The 18,588-nt window shown below is 59.0% G+C and carries 15 protein-coding genes; 3 read left to right on the top strand and 12 right to left on the bottom strand.

Annotated features, from left to right (window positions below; translation table 11 throughout):
* Positions 1 to 118 precede the first annotated feature (118 nt).
* Entirely contained in the window at positions 119 to 2,269 is a 2,151-nt protein-coding gene (fadB, locus tag DKW65_RS04050; RefSeq protein WP_111657509.1) for a fatty acid oxidation complex subunit alpha FadB, read from the top strand.
* Between the two features lie 23 nt (positions 2,270 to 2,292).
* Positions 2,293 to 3,468, top strand: a complete 1,176-nt coding sequence (fadA, locus tag DKW65_RS04045; protein WP_111656057.1) for an acetyl-CoA C-acyltransferase FadA — start codon at positions 2,293 to 2,295, stop codon at positions 3,466 to 3,468.
* Between the two features lie 117 nt (positions 3,469 to 3,585).
* Here fadA and DKW65_RS15805 read toward each other — a convergent pair whose 3' ends face one another.
* The 4 genes from DKW65_RS15805 to DKW65_RS04030 form a co-directional block, all read right to left on the bottom strand.
* Positions 3,586 to 4,089 carry a hypothetical protein gene (locus tag DKW65_RS15805; RefSeq protein ID WP_162925692.1) on the bottom strand — a complete coding sequence of 168 codons (504 nt, stop codon included), beginning with the start codon at positions 4,087 to 4,089 and terminating at the stop codon, positions 3,586 to 3,588.
* Between the two features lie 161 nt (positions 4,090 to 4,250).
* Positions 4,251 to 6,110 carry a 3'-5' exonuclease gene (locus tag DKW65_RS04040; protein ID WP_111656056.1) on the bottom strand — a complete coding sequence of 620 codons (1,860 nt, stop codon included), beginning with the start codon at positions 6,108 to 6,110 and terminating at the stop codon, positions 4,251 to 4,253.
* A gap of 152 nt (positions 6,111 to 6,262) precedes the next feature.
* Positions 6,263 to 7,627, bottom strand: a complete 1,365-nt coding sequence (locus DKW65_RS04035; protein WP_111656055.1) for a hypothetical protein — start codon at positions 7,625 to 7,627, stop codon at positions 6,263 to 6,265.
* Between the two features lie 352 nt (positions 7,628 to 7,979).
* Positions 7,980 to 9,131, bottom strand: coding sequence for an alkane 1-monooxygenase (locus DKW65_RS04030; protein ID WP_111656054.1), 1,152 nt, complete (start codon positions 9,129 to 9,131; stop codon positions 7,980 to 7,982).
* Between the two features lie 223 nt (positions 9,132 to 9,354).
* Here DKW65_RS04030 and DKW65_RS04025 point away from each other — a divergent pair, with 223 nt between their 5' ends.
* Positions 9,355 to 9,645 carry a nucleotidyltransferase family protein gene (locus DKW65_RS04025; RefSeq protein WP_211315735.1) on the top strand — a complete coding sequence of 97 codons (291 nt, stop codon included), beginning with the start codon at positions 9,355 to 9,357 and terminating at the stop codon, positions 9,643 to 9,645.
* Positions 9,646 to 9,862: 217 nt separating this feature from the next.
* On the opposite strand, the gene DKW65_RS04020 is transcribed toward DKW65_RS04025, so the two are convergent.
* From DKW65_RS04020 to dbpA, 8 genes are all read right to left on the bottom strand, one after another.
* Positions 9,863 to 10,561 carry an ImmA/IrrE family metallo-endopeptidase gene (locus tag DKW65_RS04020; protein WP_111656053.1) on the bottom strand — a complete coding sequence of 233 codons (699 nt, stop codon included), beginning with the start codon at positions 10,559 to 10,561 and terminating at the stop codon, positions 9,863 to 9,865.
* Positions 10,562 to 10,930: 369 nt separating this feature from the next.
* Positions 10,931 to 11,170, bottom strand: coding sequence for a CopG family ribbon-helix-helix protein (locus tag DKW65_RS04015; RefSeq protein ID WP_111656052.1), 240 nt, complete (start codon positions 11,168 to 11,170; stop codon positions 10,931 to 10,933).
* Positions 11,171 to 11,569: 399 nt separating this feature from the next.
* Entirely contained in the window at positions 11,570 to 13,303 is a 1,734-nt protein-coding gene (locus DKW65_RS04010; protein WP_111656051.1) for a DUF1566 domain-containing protein, read from the bottom strand.
* A gap of 159 nt (positions 13,304 to 13,462) precedes the next feature.
* Entirely contained in the window at positions 13,463 to 14,497 is a 1,035-nt protein-coding gene (locus DKW65_RS04005; RefSeq protein ID WP_162925691.1) for a helix-turn-helix domain-containing protein, read from the bottom strand.
* A 61-nt stretch (positions 14,498 to 14,558) separates the two neighbouring features.
* The gene (locus DKW65_RS04000) at positions 14,559 to 15,683 is read right to left on the bottom strand and encodes a hypothetical protein (RefSeq protein ID WP_162925690.1); all 1,125 of its coding nucleotides are present in this window, start codon (positions 15,681 to 15,683) and stop codon (positions 14,559 to 14,561) included.
* 81 nt (positions 15,684 to 15,764) lie between these two features.
* A complete protein-coding gene (locus tag DKW65_RS03995) occupies positions 15,765 to 16,313 on the bottom strand; it encodes a type 1 glutamine amidotransferase domain-containing protein (RefSeq protein ID WP_111656048.1) in 549 nt (182 codons plus the stop codon).
* A gap of 96 nt (positions 16,314 to 16,409) precedes the next feature.
* Complete coding sequence (locus DKW65_RS03990; protein ID WP_111656047.1) at positions 16,410 to 17,105, bottom strand: class I SAM-dependent methyltransferase; 696 nt, start codon at positions 17,103 to 17,105, stop codon at positions 16,410 to 16,412.
* Positions 17,106 to 17,117: 12 nt separating this feature from the next.
* Positions 17,118 to 18,500 carry an ATP-dependent RNA helicase DbpA gene (gene dbpA, locus DKW65_RS03985; protein ID WP_111656046.1) on the bottom strand — a complete coding sequence of 461 codons (1,383 nt, stop codon included), beginning with the start codon at positions 18,498 to 18,500 and terminating at the stop codon, positions 17,118 to 17,120.
* Positions 18,501 to 18,588 lie beyond the last annotated feature (88 nt).

Below are 18,588 nucleotides of genomic sequence, written 5' to 3'. Positions count from 1 at the left end.
GGTTGCCTATACTTGGCGACCCGGTTTGTATCGGATGGTGGTAATGCCCGCCAAAACGTGAGCAAACACTCACATGAATTCACGGGACCATGCGCTTTTTCATTGGGAGAGCACCAACATGATCTATTCAGGCAAGGCCGTCAGCGCCCAGCTTCTGGATGACGGTATCGCCGAGCTGAAGTTCGATCTTCAGGGCGAGTCCGTCAACAAGTTCAATCGCGAGACCATCGAAGATCTCGGCAAGGCCGTCGAGGCCCTGAAAGGCGACAGCAGCATCAAGGGTGTGGTCGTGACGTCCGCCAAAGGCGTATTTATCGTCGGCGCCGACATCACCGAATTCACCGACATGTTCAAACAGACCGAAGAGGAAATCGCTGGCTGGTGCCTGAAGGCCAACGAAGTCTTCACTGCCTTTGAAGACCTGCCCGTGCCCACCGTGTGCGCCATCAACGGCATCGCCCTGGGCGGCGGCCTGGAAATGGCGCTGACCTGCGACTTCCGCGTGATGAGCACCGACGCCCAAGTCGGCCTGCCGGAAGTGAAGCTGGGCCTGTACCCGGGCTTCGGCGGCACCGTGCGCCTGCCGCGCCTGATCGGTGTGGACAACGCCGTGGAGTGGATTGCCGCTGGCGGCCAGCACAAACCGGAAAAAGCCCTGAAAGACGGCGTAGTTGACGCCGTAGTAGCCCCCGACGCCCTGCGTGATGCCGCCATCGCGCTGGTGAAGGAATGCCTGGCCGGCAAGATCGATCATCAGGCCAAGCGCAACGAAAAGCTGGTCGCACTGAAACTGCCGCCGCTGGAAAGCATGATGGCCTTCCAGACCTCCAGCGCCTTTGTGGCCCAGCAAGCGGGCAAGAACTACCCCGCGCCGATGGCCGCCGTGAACGTGATGCAGCAGCACGCTGGCATGACCCGCGACAAGGCCCTGGAAGCCGAAGCCAAAGGCTTCGGTAAAGTCGCCAAGACCTCCCAGGCGACAGCACTGGTCGGCCTGTTCCTGGCCGACCAGGCCGTGAAGAAAGCCAACGGCGCGCACATCAAGAAAGGCGCCGCTGACATCAACCAGGCCGCCGTACTCGGCGCGGGCATCATGGGTGGCGGCATCGCCTACCAGAGCGCCCTGAAAGGCACCCCGATCATCATGAAGGACATTGCCGACAAGGCACTGGACCTGGGCATGAGCGAAGCCTCCAAGCTGCTGACCAAGCGCGTTGAGCGCAAGAAGATGGACGCAGCAAAGATGGCCAAGACCCTGTCTGCCATTCGCCCGACCCTGAACTACGGCGACTTCGGCAACGTGGACGTTGTGGTGGAAGCGGTTGTTGAAAACGAAAAGATCAAGCAGTCCGTGCTGGCCGAAACCGAAGGCCACCTGAAAGATGACGCGGTGCTGGCCTCCAACACCTCCACCATTTCCATCACCCGCCTGGCCACCGCCCTGAAGAAGCCGGAAAACTTTGCCGGCATGCACTTCTTCAACCCGGTGAGCATGATGCCCCTGGTGGAAATCATCCGCGGCGAAAAAACCTCTGACGCCACCATCGCTACCCTGGTGAAGTACGCGCAGAAGATGGGCAAGAATCCCATCGTGGTCAACGACTGCCCCGGCTTCCTGGTGAACCGCGTGCTGTTCCCCTACTTCGGCGGCTTCGGCATGCTGATGCGCGACGGCGCCGACTTCCAGGCCGTGGACAAAGTGATGGAGAAATTCGGCTGGCCCATGGGCCCGGCCTACCTGATGGACGTGGTCGGCATCGACACCGGCGTGCACGCTGCGCAAGTGATGGCCGAAGGCTTCCCGGAGCGTATGCAGTACGACTTCAAGGATGTCTCCACCGTGATGTACGAGAACAAGCGCTACGGCCAGAAGAACGGCGTGGGCTTCTACAAGTACGAAGAAGACAAGAAGGGCAAGCCGAAGAAAGTGGTCGACGAGAGCACTTACGAGCTGATCAAGCCGCACGTGGCCGAGCGCCAGGAATTCGATGCCGAGGAGATCATTGCCCGCATGATGATTCCCCTGTGCACCGAGACCGTGCGCTGCCTGGAAGACAACATCGTTGGCTCCGCCGCCGAAGCAGACATGGCCATGATCTATGGCATTGGTTTCCCCCCGTTCCGCGGTGGGCCGCTGCGCCACATTGATTCCATTGGCGCCAAGGCATTCGTCGAACTGTGCGACAAGTACGCACACCTGGGCGGCATCTACGAAGCACCGCAGATGCTCAAAGATATGGCCGCCAAGGGCGAGAGCTTCTTCGCCTGAGCCCGGACAGAGGAGATTTGAACATGAGTCTGAACCCGAGAGACGTTGTCATCGTAGATGCTGTCCGCACCCCGATGGGCAAGTCGAAAAATGGCCAGTACCGCAACGTGCGCGCCGAGAAGCTGTCAGCCCTGCTGATCGAAGCCCTGAAGCAGCGCAACCCGAACTGGAACACCGCCGAAACTGAAGATGTGATCTGGGGCTGCGTTAACCAGACCCTGGAACAGGGCATGAACATCGCCCGTAACATCGCCATTCTGGCAGACCTGCCGCGCACCACCGCCGCGCAAACCGTGAACCGTCTGTGTGGTTCCTCCATGCAGGCCCTGCACATGGCGGCGCAGTCCATCATGACCGGCAACGGCGACGTATTTGTGGTCGGCGGCGTGGAGCACATGGGCCACGTGGGCATGATGCACGGCATCGACCTGAACCCCGAAGCCTCCAAGTACGTGGCCAAGGCCTCCAACATGATGGGCCTGACCGCCGAAATGCTCGGCCGCATGCACGGCATCAGCCGTGAAATGCAGGACGAGTTCGGCGTGCGCTCCCACAAGCTGGCCTGGGAAGCGACCGTGGAAGGCCGCTGGAAGAACGAGATCGTGCCGATCGAAGGCCACGACGCCAACGGCTTCAAAGTGCTGTGTGAAATCGACGAAGTGATCCGCAAGGACGCCTCGCTGGAAGGCATGCAGAGCCTGAAGCCCGTGTTCGACCCGCGCAGCGGCACCGTGACCGCCGGCACCTCCTCCGCCCTGTCGGACGGCGCCTCGGCCCTGCTGGTGATGAGCGCCGAACGCGCCCAGGCCCTGGGCCTGAAACCGCGTGCCAAGATCCGCGCCATGGCCGTAGCAGGCTGCGACGCCGCCATCATGGGCTACGGCCCGGTACCGGCGACGCAGAAAGCCCTGAAGCGCGCAGGCCTGACCATGGACGACATCGACTACGTTGAACTGAACGAAGCCTTTGCCGCCCAGTCCCTGCCGGTCGCCAAGGACCTGAAGCTGCTCGACAAAGTGGACCAGAAGGTGAACCTGAACGGCGGCGCTATCGCCCTGGGCCACCCGCTGGGCTGCTCCGGCGCGCGCATCACCGGCACGCTGCTGAACGTGATGGAGTGGAAAGGTGGCACCCTGGGCCTGGCGACCATGTGTATTGGTCTGGGTCAGGGGATTGCTACGGTGATTGAGCGGGTTTGATGGTTTGAGCCTGTAAGATCAGAACGGAAAAGCCCGGCTATGCCGGGCTTTTTTTATGGACGAGCAAGAATATGTTCGGCCAACCATGGTACAAACTGGCGCGGGGGCTTCTTACACTTAATCTTCAGTTTTCAATTCTTTAAGGTGTACAACATTATCCGCCCTCTCCTTTTCATAGTTCTCACTTTTTGAGATAAATGCAACCATCTGCCTGATCATTGAAATACCCAGAAAATTTTTCTCCGATCTGCTTAAACAGTAAACTATATACTCTTCTCCTGCTTCTATACCTACATATATTTGGCTAAAACTATAGACGCCGTCTCCAATACCATTTGTATTGGAACATTTCACATTAAACAGGTACTCACCTTCACTTAAAACAAAGGTCGATGGAAGAGAAGTCATGAAAGACACAGCGGCAATTTCTTTACCCTCCGCATCCCTTACATTCATAAAGTTGGTAAACAACTGATCGCCAGATAACCAGCGACCTATGTCTTCAGTCGACACCCTCGCCAGCTCAGACTCCGGCAACATGTCTGGATTATGGACAATTGGATTTACTGAGCAACCGCCTAGATATACGAACAGCACCAAAATAATAACTTTGCATTTCATATTAACCCCCCCAATTAATCCCAAGCATAGCACTCGCTTAAGCTGATTAACCTGCTACCACTTTAGCGGACACTTTAGACATAGTGTGGACTTACCCCAATCACGAGGGCCTCCACCCGCTCGCAATCTGCCTCATGAAGCCCCCTTATCAACACCAGTATTCATATCTCGTTATAGGTCATATCCAGGCGCCCCACAAACCAGTTCTCACCACTCCCTGTCAGTAAAAGCTGCTGCCTCGCCCGCGTCATGCCCACATACAACAGGCGCACCTCCCACTCCAGATTCTCTTCGTCATCTTTCAAGCCGCCCAGGCCTGCCAACACCACAGTATCGAATTCCAGTCCTTTGCTGCTTTGTCGCGTTAGCAGGGTCACCCTGTCGGCATTGGTGTTATAACGCTTCTTGTCAGCGGTGCTTCTCAGCCAGGCGCAGGGGATATCATTGTTCATCAGCGCGCGCTGCAGGATCTCGGCCTGTCGGTGGTGGCCGTAGATCACGGCGATATCGTCCAGTGAGTGGCCTTGCAGGTGCCATTTGCGGATGCAGCGGGCGATGTAGTGGGCTTCGTCGTTGAAGTTGTCGAACTTGCGGAATTGGGGTGCCGGGCCGCTGCTGCCGGCCACCTCCGGGGCGATCAGGGGGATGTGGTCTTCATCCGCATCCTGGGCTTGCAGGAAGTCTTTGGCAAAGTCGTAGGCGAAGCTGAGGATTTCGCGCGTGTTGCGGTAGTTCAGCTTGAGGATGGTGGTGCGGCCTCGGGCCTGGATGCCCGCGCTGGAGAGCGGGAACTTCAGGTTGCTCCGCTTTTTATAGATGGATTGGGCGTCATCATAGAGCAGCAGCAAGGAATTGGTGTCCGGGTCAATCATCTGCACGATGAGCTTGAGCCATTCCTGCTCGAAGTCGTGGCCTTCATCGATCATCACGGCGCTGTACTGGGCGCGGGGGATATGGCCTTTATCCACTGCTTGTATGACGGTGCTCACCTGCCGTTCCCAGTATTCTTCGCCGTTCCCTGGCCGCAGGTTCACGTTGTAGGTTTGGAGTTGCAGGCCGCACCATTCGTGGAAGTGATGCACCTGTACTTTATCGCCAACACCCTTTTCAGCAATAAAGCTGCGCAGCTTGGCCGCCAGGGTGATGTTGAAGCACAGCACCAGAATAGGTTTGTTGACGGCCTGGGCCAGATGCAGACAGCGGTAGCCCAGAATCAGGGTCTTGCCGGACCCGGCCACGCCATGCACCACGCGGTGGCCGTCGCCCATGCTGCGGGCCAGCTGCTCCTGTTGCAGATCCATCACGCGGACGATATCCGGAATGCTATAGCTGGCTATCGGGGTGTCATCTTCCGTATTAATGGCAAACAAGTCCTGCTGCGGCGCGTTGATGCGCACCTCCGGAAACAGGTTCCAGCGGATGCGATCAATCTGCGGCAAGGACAGCTTGTCGCCAAAGGCATACTCGAACATGCCCCACAGCCGGGACTGAAAGACCTCAGGATCGACGGTGGCGATCATTTCATCACGGCAGATCAGGCGATGAGGCGGCAGCACCAGCTCTTGGTCTTGCTCGCTGATCGCCTCATCCCATTGCTTGCGGGTGATATTCGGGAACACCACACCGTAGCCGTAGGGGAAGCACAGCCGACCATGGAAGCGCCCGCCCTGTTGCCTAAGCTGCTCGTCACGCTGAAGCTGGTTCACTGCCACATGGGCGCACTGACGTACCTGCTCCAGAGGGTTGCTGACGATCTTCAGGCCTTGAGAGGTATGTATTTCGGCGTCTTGCGGGGTAATGCGCTTGAGGGCGTCGAGCTTCCAGTCTTTCACTTCCAGGAACAGCAGGCCCCGGGCGGGGTGCAGGATGATGAAATCCGGATAGCGCCGCCGACGGCCAACCGGGATGTCGTACCAGATAGTGTAGTCATCCTCCAACAGCAACTCCAAGCGCTGCCCCAAGCGGCGTTCGCCTGAAGTCATGTTGCGGAGCGTGTTGAGTTGCGGGATGACCTTGGCCATGCCTTACTGCCCCTCGCGTTCAATATAGTGGGCGCTCCACGCCATCACCCACTCTACCGCAAAATTGTTACCGTGTTTCTTCCTCACCCTTGACCTCCAGACGCGAAGTTCACAGCTGCCCTGAACGAAAAACCAGGAATTCAGCGATCAGATCACCTGAAGTGCAACTCAATTTCATTCAGATTATTCTCTGTATAAATCCTATAGCTTGAAAGCTCTGGAATATTGCTCTGCAAGCACTCCATTTCAGCCATCAAACTCTCAGGACCACAGATGCAATTATTCTCTACAAAACCTATCTCTCGCAGGATTCCATTTCTGAACATTCCCACCTTTATCATACTGTTCGTTAAATTCTCGGCCATTTCCAATGACGCATCACTATAATAGTGTATGCGGAACCTCTTATCCTTGAGAATCGATATTACATTATCACCATTATCCCGCCATATCTTCTCATGACGCAGAAATTCATCACTCTTGTGCCTTTCAAGATCAATCAAGGCAGAGTCAAAATAATCTTTTAACGAGAAATCCTGATGAATTTTTACTATATCTTCGATGCGAGGTGAATACCAGTTCACTTTCTTCCCGACTCGATCATCAATTGATTCGGTCATAAATGATATTAATTCTTCGGGATAGTCATCACTATCAAGAATAACTTCAATGTCCCCATCCTCAATCTTGTACCATTTGTAGGGGAATGAAGACCCTTCGTAAAACTCGTTGGCATACGTCACCAAGCCTTCAATCCCCACAATCTTATTGAGTGCCTTGCTCGACGCGTCCCGATTCTTTCGTGATAGAGGTATCCAAGAAATATTACTTCCATTTTTATCTTCATAATAATGAAAGTTTTTATACTGCTTTGAGAAAATACCCCTTAATATTTCCTCTTCAACATAAGGATAAAAATAGCAGCAAAGGTCAACTTCAATTTCATTCTTATCGTCCTCTATATTCTGGGTCTCGGTGTCATGGGATCCTGGCTCATCATATTCGAAACTATCCTCCTCACATTCCAGTGGATCTCCGTCTTCATATGAAACCCATGAATCATTCACCTCTGCCCCCAGCGCCATAAACACCGCCGTGAGCAACGGCAGGCCCAAATTTGCATGCAATCCCCACATCCAGGAAATCTCGACTTGTCGCCCCTCCCTTTCAACAAAATCGGGAGCCATATTACTAGCCAGATCTTCCTGTTCCATCCATATGCGATCAGCTTGCGGCCTAACCTGGCAAGCAAAGGAGAAAAAGTGTTTGAAGTGCGGGCGATTTTCATCCCGCACGTACCTCAGGAGCCATTTGTAATCAGTCTGGTTGGCCCTTATGGGTCGCTCGAATAGCGCTCTCGCCTCTTCGCTAAGATTACCAATCAGTGCCAGAAATTGATCCGTTCCAATGCGCTTGCCGTTTCGCGGCTGTTCCATATTCTTGAATATGTCGCACACTGCGGCAGCCATTTTATTATCTTTGAAAGTCGCCTTAATCGTCGCGGTATCTTCCGACATACATCATGCCCTTTTTTAATAAGCTCCCCTGCCTCAGGATTCATACCATTTCCAATAATTTTTAGTTTTTCACTCAAATCAGTTAAAACCCTCCATAGAGATATAATTCCTATTTATGGGGGAATGATTGATCCAGCCTTCGTTCTCAGGCGCTCCCAGATACGCTACCGCCCTACCCGACATCCCACGCATCATCCCATGCGTAGCGAGCATCACTATTTTCCAGCGTATTGATAGCGTTGCGGCAGCACCTCTATCGGGCGCTTGTCCGGCATGCCAGTAACCCTGTCCTGATACTGCCCCGCCGGAAATGTGATGGCAACCCCATACAGCGGTATGGGGTTGCCGGCGTTCAGGCAACAATATTGTTGATTCTCGGCCGTTCGCGGAACAGTTGGTCCATTTCGCCCTGGTAGTAGGCCTCTACGCGGGGGTTCATCACCTTCTTCCACAGGGGTGGGATCAGGGCCAGCACATACATGGCGGCGTAGCCGCCGGGCAGTTGTGGGCTGTCTTCGTAGTGGCGCAGTACCTGATAGCGGCGTTTGCCGTAGGCGTGGTGGTCGCTGTGGCGTTGCAGCTGGAACAGGGCCAGGTTGGTGAGGAAGTAGTTGGAGTTCCAGCTGTGTGCCGGGGTAACGCGTTCGTATTTGCCGTTGTCCAGTATGCGGCGGTGCAGGCCGTAGTGTTCGACGTAGTTGATCACTTCCAGGGTGCTGCCGGCCACCAGGCCCACCAGCAGGAAGAAGACGGCGCCCTGCCAGCCCCAGAGCAGGAAGAAGGACAGTGCGAACAGGCCGCTGATGGCGTACCACCAGATCAGTTCGTTGTGCACGCTCACGGGATGCTTGCCTTGGCGCTTGAGGCGCTGGGCTTCCAGTTGCCAGGCGGTCAGGAAGTTGTGCGCCAGGGCGCGCGGCAGAAAGTGCCAGACACTCTGGTTGAATTTGGCGGAGGCGCCGTCGTTCGGGGTGGCCACAAACACATGGTGGCCACGAATATGCTCCACCTTGAAACCGGCATAGCAGACGCTGGCGAGCAGCAGGCCGCCGAAGCCGCTCTCGATTTTCGCGTCTTTGTGGACCAGCTCATGGGCCAGCACGATGCCGATGGCGCCACCCACGGTGCCGATCGAGAGAATCCAGCCGGCCTGGCCCAGCAGGGAGTAGTCGTTGGTGGCAAAGATATGCCCGGCGAAATACAGCACCGCCAGCCAGACCGCCCCCAGAATAAACGGGAACACGCGGTAGAGGCGTTCCCGGGTCATGGCAGGCACATCGGTGTGTTCGTCCGGGTTGCTCGGGTCTTTGCCAACGATGTAGTCCAGCACCGGGACAATGCCAAACACGGTGAAGTAGATCAGCCAGGCCCAGTAGTCCTGAGTGCCGGACTCGCGGCCCATATAGGCCGCCAGCGGCAGTACGGGCAGGACTGCCAGCCAGAACAGCAGGAAGCCCCACTTCTTGATGCGCATCATGGTGTTGGGGTCGATATTCTCAAGCATGGTCTGTCTCCGGACCGGTCAATGGGATCAGTTCGATGCCATTGAACAATGTCACGGTTGTTGATGTATTGATCTACATCAACGACCTGTTTCACGCCAATCCTCCCGCAAGCTGGCGAGGTGGGCCCTCAGACCGGGCAGCAGACTAAAGAGCTGGTGGGGTCAGACATTTGAGAGCCTGAGCGCGTGCGGTAGACTCATTGCAAGAGACGAGGTGAACCAGATGAACAGAGCTCAGACCCTGCGACTACTGCGGGACCATATGCCAACCCTGGCTGGCGAATATGATGTTCGCTCTCTGGCGCTGTTTGGCTCAATGTCTCGTGATGAAGCCCGCGAGGGTAGCGATATAGACATCCTTGTCAGCTTTGACGGCCCGGCCACATCGGCTCGCTATTTCGGGGTCCAGTTTTATCTGGAGGACCTGCTGGGTCATCCCGTGGATCTGGTCACGGAGAAAGCACTCCGCCCTGAACTCAAGCCCTATATCGAGCGAGATGCGCTGCGTATCTGAGCCCCACAACCATCTCCGCAAGCGAACTTGAAGCAACTTTGGGCTGTGTCAGTAGACGCGGACCAATGGGCTCTTAGCTCGGCGGCGATCTCTTATGGGGACCGACCGGCACAGTCTTGGGCCCTGGCTTTGGAGATGTCTTTGCAGGTGATGATGGTGGGGACCGCTTGTAGGGTTTTACCGGGACCGTTTTTTTAGCCATTCTGATTCCTCCAGATTAAGGCCAAGCTACTAAACCCGTTTCCTTGAGCCTGATCGCCATTGCGTTAACTGATACCTTGAACTGATCAGCCAATGATACAAACCGTCGATTACCGAGTGATTCACACCTCGCAATTGCAAGCTCTCGTTGTAGCGAATCGGCGTCACAATAAAGCAACGCCTCTGGATCCTCTGGCTTTAGCGCATACGCCAGGTTATTGCAGAATCTTATTGGAGCAACGACGCCAAATGTATGCTGAAAGGCATTGCGAAGTAGGTTCTCTGGAATCAAGAAGAAAGCGGCAAATTTGTCCGCTTCACGCTCCATGTGGTTACGCTGTGGCCTCACTAAGACATCACCATCTACAGCCCGGTCTCGATGCATGACATTTTGTTCATGCATGCACCAATGCCCCACTTCATGCATCGCGGTAAAACGCATGGTCTTTAGGGGAAACTCCGCCGAAACCGCTATCTTCCCGGCTTGCCGATCCAGCAAGCCCGCTATCTGGAACTTGGGGTTACTTCCCGGGAAGTGGTTCGGGATGTCCGGCAGTTCAAGATAACGAACGCCTAGCACCTGACACACAAGTTCAGGCTCCAGAAGCTCAATCGGAGATGAGGGCTCGCTCCCCAGAAGCTCAAAGCGCCTGGACCAGAGTTCTTTATGAAGCCGCCTTGCTTCGCTGTAGGGCCTTTCTGCGTTTTCAGTCATCTCAAACACCACATGTTGTGCCACATACTAAAATAAGCACAACATATTGATTGTGTCAACTGTATCACAAAAATCAGGCATAGCGTCTGTAGCAGCCGCCAATCCAGCCGCCGGGGCGCCTATCACGGTTGCGGCGGCCCTCCCACTCCATAGAATTGCCCCCCCCGCTCCGGATAACCGCCAAACCGGTAGGACACGCTATGAGGATTACCCGGCACCACCAATCCACGGGTGCCTGATTAGTGGGCCAAGGGGGCAAGAGGCAAGGGCAGGATCGAAGGCCAAAAGGGACACGCTTTGGTGGATGGGCGTCACTTGAATATTCAGCGACTGATGCAGACTAGCCGACCCTTCCTCAGCCCTTAATTTTTATTCACCCCATTTGGCCAGCACCGTGCTCACCTCTTCCGGGGCCGCGAAGTCACCAGCAGCGGCCTCCTGCACAGCATCTTGCAGTTCTCGCACCCGCCATTCGTTCAGTTCGATGAAATTGCGGATGGCCTCGGCAGCCAGCAACGACTTGCTTCGGTTAGTGGCGCCGGCAAGGTGATCCAGCTGCGTCTTGAGTTCGAGCGGCAGTCGGATGGTGATGGTGGTCGTTTCAGGCATGGGATTGCCTCGATAGGCTCTAGCGTGTGCTCGTCTTCTTTCGGGGGTCCGCTATTCTTTGTCGGTAAATACAGAGAGGCCCGCTTTCTGGGCGGGCCTCTCTGCGAACTGTTAAAAGACTGCCTGCAAACCCGTTAATCAAAGCGTTGCAATGATTAACCAAGCCGCTTTCAAGTCAATCCTGAGTTCAATTTTTATCCTTAGCATATCCTGTTCCTCGCACGGAATTATTGCGAAACACGCCCACTATCAACCTGTTTCGCAATAATTCCGCCCGAGACCCAAAACTGCCTCAGACACTCCCTGCCACCGCTGTTTGCCCTGGCGCCCCAGCATCCAAACGGTGAAGATCGTCTGAGCAAGACTAGCTGGCTTCCGCTCCAGACTCAATTGGTTCAGTCAATCCTCCCTCACCAACACCACATAACGCTGCGTATCACTGGTCGTGCTGTAGCGGTTGGTCTGCCCGCTGCGAATACCCACTACCCAGGCGGAGTTGCTGCTGCCGAGGTCGGGGGTCGCGCTCCAGAATGCGCCGTTGCTCAGGCCGCTGCGGAAGACGCTGGTGTCCAGGGCCGGGGTGGCGCGTTGTTTGTCGATGATGGAGAACAGTTCCTGGATGTTCGGCAGGCGCCAGCCGTCGACGCTGTCGGCATAGGCCAGTGCGGCCTGCCAGGTGAAGCGCTCTGCGGTGCCGAGGCAGTCGCCGTTGTCGAAGGTTTGCCCGGCGGCGCAGCGGCGCCAGTGTTGCCCGGTGCGTTGGTGCAGCGCGGTGTCGTCGGAGACGGTAAACCCGGCTTCGTCCAGGGGGCCGTCCACGGCCTGGCCGCTGACCAGCATCACGGCGCGTGCGCCGTCTTTGTCTCGGTCATAGGTGGTGCTGGACAGGAACGACAAGAGCCAGGCGCGGGACGGCGTGGCGGCGGATGAGGTGGCGCTCCACAGGGCGCTGCGGGGCACATTGGGGAAGTGCTCGCCGGGCAGTGGGCTGCCGCCTGCAGGTTGCGGTGTGCGCGCCTGAATGGCGTGCAGTTCGTGCATGGACGGCAGGCGCCAGTTCTGTTGGCCGCACAGGCCGTCCTGATTGACCGCGGCAGCGAAGGCGTGGGTGTCGCAGGCGCTGCCGCTGCAGTCGCCGCCATCGATCGCGCCGGCATCGCCGCCGTTGGTGGCAGTGTCGGGGTCATGCCAGGTGTAGGTGTTGCCCTGGTGACGCAGGGCGCCGCTGTGGTTGATTTTCGCTTCCCAGAGCAGGCCGGTGACGTTGTCGCGGGTGCAACCCCATTGATCAGCGGCGGGGCCCAGGGCGGGTTCGGGTGGGCAATCGCCCTGCCCGGCGGCATCGCCGTTGTGGCAGATGCGGCTGAAGTCGAAGGCGTCCGGGCCGTCGCCGCTTTTTAGCAGGGTGCCGTCCAGTGCTGCGGCCATGCGGCCGAATTCAGCGTCCTGGCCGGGGAAGTCGGCCACCGGGCATGGCAGGTCGCGTTCGCCGTCGGCGGTGCAGGCCGGCACGCCGGTGCCGGGCAATCCGCCCACCGGGGCAAAGAAAGGCGTGGCGCTGGCTTGGTTGCCGGGCAGGCTTTCGTTGTCGCCGTCCACGTGGGTGACCACAAAATAATATTCGCGGCCGTTCTGCAAGCCGCGCACATGGGCGGGCGGTGCGTCCACGGTGTGGCGGTTGTGATCGGCGAGTGTGCCAATGTCGGCGATGTCGTGAATGGGCTCGCTGGCCACATAGATGTGATAACTGGCGCCCTGCGGCACGGGGGCCCAGTCAAGGTGTACCTGCCCGTCGTAGCCCAGGGCGTCGGCCTCAAGATCGGTGGGCACCGTCATTGCAGCGAAGTGGGCGGTCACCTCGATGTCGGTCTCAACGGCCATGTCCTGGCGCGTGGCGTCGGTGTTGCCGTCGGACCATTCGGTAAAGCGGTAGCCCGGGTCCGCCACCGCAGTGACGGGCGCGCCATCATCACCGCGTCGTACGGTCTGCTCGGCGGGGCCTTGTACTTCGCCGTCGTCGGCAGCCAGGTAGAGCAGTGTGTAGCTGGGCGTGGCGCTGCTACTGCCTCCGCAGCCGGCAGCAAGAAACAGCGCAGCAAGCAGCCACGTTACGGCAAAACGTCTTGTTGTCATGGACCCCACCTTGTTTTTTCACTCTGATTTATTCACAACCGAAAAGGTGTCGGCGCCTCGCTCCTTCCCCAAGGAGGGCTTTCCCCACGGGCCTGACAAGGCCGCTGCGGTGGGCGCCGACGCAAACACTCTAATGGATGGGATAAGGGGGGATTGTGCTCAGACTGACATGGTGGGGTGGCGGCGTGTGCGCCAGACACCGGGGGCGCAGCCATAGGTGTCGCGGAAGGCGCGGGAGAAGTGACTCTGGTTGACGAAGCCTTGTGCCACGGCGATATCGAGCACACTGCGGTGTGCCTGCAACGGATCAGCCAGGTCGGCTGCCGCTGCAGCCAGGCGCTGCTGACGCAGCCTGGGGCCAAAGCGTTGCCCGGTATCCGCCAGCACGCGGAACAGGTGGCGTTCGGAGATGCCCAGTTCGGCGGCCAGCCGCGCGGGGGTCAGGCTGGCGCAGTGCAGGCGCCGGGCCATGAGCATGTCGGCGGCGCGGGCGTAGACCTGATCCATATCGCCGTGGGTCAGCGGCGCCTCGCCGACAATGCCCTGTTCGCGCAAGGCGAGGGTCAGCAGGCCGCTGAGTTGATCAGCGTGCGCGGCCTCTTCGGTCTGACTCTGCACAGAGTGCGGCGGCCGAGAGTGCTGTTGAGAGCGCTTCTGGATAGACAGACGCGGCAAGCCCGCCATGAAGCAGGCCAACAGGCGAGCATGGGGCGCCGCAGGGTGACGCTGTGCAGGATTGAACAACACCGGCCCGGCCGCGAGGCGCGCTGTCGCTTGCGGCGGTAAACGCCCGGCGGGCACCTGCAGGGTCAGCACGTTCATGCGGCGCGGGAAAGACAAGGCGCCGGGCAAATGATGGTTGTCGGTGAGAATCAGTGTGCCGGGGGCGATGACATCGGTACGCCCCGCCAGTGTTTGCACAGCAACGCAGCCGTGCAAGGCCATCACCAGGCCGTAGCGATAGGGGTTGGCGGCGCCACAGGCCCGGTTCTGGCCGATGGCGTGGGCGCCGCCCTGCCCGTGCACCAGATCCATGCCGGCCAGGGATCGCGCCCGCAAGCGCGCCACAAAGGGCGCGTTCGCCGCACCGCGGCGGTCCAGCCGGAACGGCGCGAGGCGCGCCTGTAGGGCAGCTTCATAAAAAGCGAACTGGTCCCCCGGGGACAGGCTCGCCGTGTCAATCAACGGGAACATGTCCGCAGGGTACCCGATTCCCCGAATGGGCGCCCGCCGAATGGGCCCCCGCATGGACCGTTCAATCCATGGGGTCCATATCCAGAAAGTCGCTGCAGGAGGCAAACCGCAGCGTGCGTGTGGCCTCGGTAGTGAACACTTGCGCAAACACGGCTTGCGATGCGCCCGCGGTGAACACGATGCGCATCCCGGTGTTATCGGCACCGGTCACGTCAATCACGCCGATACTCGGGCAACGCACGCCGAATATACTCCCCAGCCCGAGGAAATCCGGCTGCAGGCGTACCGTATCAAAGGAGGGCGGCGTGCCTGGCGACAGATCGAAAACAAGCTCCGGGCCGTTGATATCGAACAACCCGGCATCGTCGATACGAATGCGCCCTTCAATACCGATCTGTGCTGCCCGGGTCGTCAGTGTCGGGCTGCCGTTATCCTGGATATCGAACACCTGGTTCGCCACCATGCGGGCATGGCGCCCCAGATCAATGCCAACTTGCTGGCTTGGCTCATCCTCACCGGCCGCAGTGGTGGCCTGCGAGATGCGTGTGTCGCGCGCCTCATACTCCCAGCGGAAGCGGTAATCTTCGCCCTCGGCGGGATAGGTGTCCGGCGCCAACATGCCAAAGCGGCGCGTAATGCTGCCCCTCAGCTCTGAGTCGAACGCCAGATCGTCCGTAAACCGCACTTCATTGAGCGTCATCGGCGTACGCAGCGCGTGATAGTCCTGCACCCCTTCGGCCTCCATCCCCGGGCCCGGCGGGAACGCCAGCGCGAACTCCGGCCAGTCACGATCAAAGCCACGCTCCAGTATGAACTGCGCCCTGATGTCGAAGTCGTCAGTCTCGAACCGGCAGGCGTCAGCGCTCAGACGCTCATCATAGCGATCAGACGTCACCCCGCGGCGCTCTACCTGGCCGCTGATTTCGCAAGGAAAAGAGCCGGTCTCCATACCGGTTTCACTCAGGACAACCGTCTCGGCGACCTGATCCATCTGCTGTGGCAACAGGGGCATCACCAGCAAATTGCGATAGGCCGCCAGCGCGATCTCTGTCGCATTGTCGTCGGTTACCAGGCCCAGCGTTTCGACGCTGGCGCCGCCACCGCCGCCCGATGACCCACCACACCCTGCCAGCGCGACCAGCATGGCCACTGGCACACTCACCCGTTTGCAATTGACTCGTCTCATAACGTGTTCCTCCCGACGGCAGTCTACCGGGCGGAAGGATGAGGCAAGTATCACCCAAACGGGGTCACCGGGCCGGGCAGGTCAGGCCGCCAGCGCGCCGATCAACGCGTCGTTGAACGCAGGCAGATCACCCGGTTTGCGGCTGCTGATGAGGTTGCCCGCGCGCACCACCTCTTGATCCAGCCAGTGCGCCCCGGCGTTTTCCAGGTCGTCCTTGAGTGAGGGGTAGCTGGTGATGTCCTTGCCGTCGACCAGACCTGCGGATATCAGCAGCCAGGCACCATGGCAGATCACCGCCATCGGCTTGCCCGCTCCCGCCGCACCCTGCACGAAGGAAACGGCGGCATCATTCATGCGAATCTGATCTGCGTTGATGACACCGCCTGGCAGCACCACGGCGTCGTAGTCGTCCAGCTGGATCTTTTCGAAGGTGTTGGCGACGGGGAAGGCGTCGCCGGGGTCGGTATGGTGCCAGCCGCGCACCTCGCCGGGCTTGTCCGCGATGATGTCCACCTTCGCGCCCAGTTCCTCGGCGGCGTCTCGGGGGCTGGTCAGTTCAATCTGCTCGAAACCGTCGGTGACCAGAACGGCGATGCGCTTGTCTTTCAGGGTCGGCTGTGAAGTGCTCATGGGAATCTCCTTTACCTGAGGTATCTCTTCAGGTTGGCTCCCTCATATCGCCGGAGTTCCCGCTGTTACTGTAAAACCTCGACCGGAGCACGCCGCTCAGACCCTCCGCGACAGCCAGGCATGTATCAACCCGGCCTGATAGCACTGCACCGGCAGCGTAAAGCCTCCAGCTTCTATAATCGATGCAATCCTGCCCGGAGGCAGGACAGCGACATCATTGGCGTAAGCCTTCCGCATCCGCGCTATCGCGTCTTCGGAAATATCGGCAGCGGACATCATGTTCATCCAGGCACGAAGCAACACCTCATATTCAGGCGATTCAACATCCGAGGCGAGATCAGAGCTGGCCAGCAACGCGCCCGGTTCAAGACGTTCAGCAATGCCCTGGAAAAAGCGTGCTCGCTCGCGGTGATCCAGAATGAATTGGGATACCAGAAAACATGTGGCCGCCTGATGCGGCTCAACCTCGGGAAGCGAGTCGAGGTACCCTTCATGGAACAGGCAGCGGGACGCCACGCCCTCGCTTTCTGCTCTTCGGCGGCAGATATCCAGCATGGCGCCAGAAGGTTCCACCGCAGTAAAGCGCCATCCGGGATACTTCGATGCGAGATAAAAAAGCTCGTCTCCTGTGCCCACGCCAACACACAGTATTCGTGCGTCGGCCGGTAATTCGGAAAACAGGGAGCCCAGAAGCAGATGCAAGCAATGCCTGATCGGAGCGGTTTTGGCCCACTGGGCGTCGTACCCGGCGGCCTGCTGGTCAAAAAGCGCTTTTATGTCATCTTGATGCACGGTATGCCTCCATTACAGCGCCCGCACCCGCAGCGACTTGCCCTTGATCCGACCTGTCGTCAGCCGCGCCAGTGCCTGGTCGGCCACCTCGCGGGCCACGGCCACGTAGGCCTGGTGATCGAAGATGGCGATCTTGCCCACCTGGGCGCCGGGAATGCCGGCCTCGCCGGTCAGGGCGCCCAGAATATCGCCGGGGCGCAGCTTCTGCTTGCGGCCCGCGCCGATGCACAGGGTCACCATGGGGGCGATCAGCGGGCTGCGGTCCGGGTGGGGCGTGATGCTGTCCAGCGGTTGCCAGTTCAGCGGTGTGCCCTGCTGCGCTTCGATGGCCAGAGCGCGACGGGCTTCCGGTGGCGCCACCAGGCTGACGGCAATGCCGCTTTCTCCTGCGCGGCCGGTGCGACCGATACGGTGAATATGGGTTTCCGGGTCGCGGCCCAGTTCGACATTGATCACCAGATCCAGCGCTTCGATATCCAGCCCGCGCGCGGCGACGTCGGTGGCCACCAGCACAGACAGGCTGCGGTTGGCGAACATGCCCAGCACCTGATCGCGATCGCGCTGCTCCAGATCACCGTTGATGGCCATGGCGGAGATGCCCTTGGCGTTCAGGTGGTCGGCCACCTCCTGGCATTGCTGGCGGGTAAAGCAGAACGCCACGCAGGACACAGGGCGCAGGCTGTAGAGCACCTTCACTACCGCATCCAGCCGCCCTTCCGGCTCGACTTCGTAGAAGCGCTGCTCGATCTGCCGGGCATCATGCTGACCTTCCACCTTCACCTGTACCGGGTCGCGCATAAAGCTGCTGCCCAGCTGCTTGATGCCCGCCGGATAGGTGGCGGAAAACAGCAGCGTCTGCCGCCGGGCCGGGGTCTGGTTGATGATCTCGGCAATGCTGTCGTAGAAACCCATGTCCAGCATGCGGTCGGCTTCATCCAGCACCAGGGTGTTCAGGCCATCCAGCGACAGGCTGCCCTTGAGCAGGTGTTTCTGCACCCGGCCGGGGGTGCCGACGATCACCTGGGCGCCATGCTCCAGCGAACCCACCTGCGGCCCCATGGGCACGCCGCCGCACAGGGTCAGGATCTTGATGTTGTCTTCGCCGCGCGCCAGACGGCGCAAATCCTTGGCTACCTGGTCGGCCAGCTCGCGCGTGGGGCACAGCACCAGCGCCTGGCAGCCGAAGTACCGGGGGTTGAGCGGATGCAGCAGGCCAAGGCCAAAGGCGGCGGTTTTGCCGCTGCCGGTCCGGGCCTGGGCGATCACGTCCTGGCCCTTGAGGATCAGCGGCAGGGTACGCGCCTGAACCGGCGTCATTTCGGTAAAGCCCAGTGCCGCAATGGTCTCCAGCATGGGGGCAGAAAGCGGCAGGGAGGAAAAGGCAGTATCAGTCACAACAGGGCCTGCGGTAAGGAAAGAACGCCAGTCTAGCGGAAGCGTCGCGCCAGCGCGCGGCCTGGCATACACTGGGCGCGCCGTTATC

The organism is Isoalcanivorax indicus (assembly GCF_003259185.1).
GTDB classification, from domain to species: domain Bacteria; phylum Pseudomonadota; class Gammaproteobacteria; order Pseudomonadales; family Alcanivoracaceae; genus Isoalcanivorax; species Isoalcanivorax indicus.
The sequence above is the reverse complement of the archived record's forward strand: the minus strand, read 5'-3'. Positions and strand labels throughout refer to the sequence as shown.